The following is a 486-nucleotide window of genomic DNA, read 5'->3' as shown; positions in this document are numbered from 1 at the left end:
CCCCAACGCCAGCCCCAACGCCAGCCCCAACGCCAGCCCCAACGCCAGCGCCAGCCGCCAGTAGAGCCGATCGGCGGCAGGGCCGGCCGGCCAGGAAGAAGCCGGCCGGCGAGAACCAGCCGGCGAGAACCGGCGGCATCGAGGCGGGCACGCCACAGCACCGAGGCACCTCGGCAGGGCGCGCCGGCCGAGCGGGAACGGAGGAACGAGCGCGATGAGCGTGACCGCGGATGCCGTGCCGCCCTCGGGCGTCCACGAGATCGATCTGTCGATCAGCGGGATGACCTGCGCGTCCTGCGCCGCGCGCATCGAGAAGCGGCTCAACCGGCTCGAGGGTGTGACCGCCACCGTCAACTACGCCACCGAGCGCGCGCACGTCGTCTACCCGGACCGGCTCACCCCGGCCGACCTGGTCACCGAGGTACAGCGGATCGGCTACCGCGCCCAGCCACCACGGGCGGCACAGGCGATGCGCCTCCTCCCGGT

At 73.7% G+C, this 486-nt stretch carries 1 protein-coding gene; it reads left to right on the top strand.

What is annotated here, in order from left to right; genetic code table 11:
* Positions 1 to 214: 214 nt before the first annotated feature.
* The coding region (locus tag AC5LUJ_RS00810; protein WP_493464315.1) for a cation transporter at positions 215 to 486 on the top strand (272 nt) is incomplete at its 3' end.

The sequence above is a fragment of the Protofrankia sp. CiP1_Cm_nod3 genome, assembly GCF_982290655.1.
The sequence above is the reverse complement of the archived record's forward strand: the minus strand, read 5'-3'. Positions and strand labels throughout refer to the sequence as shown.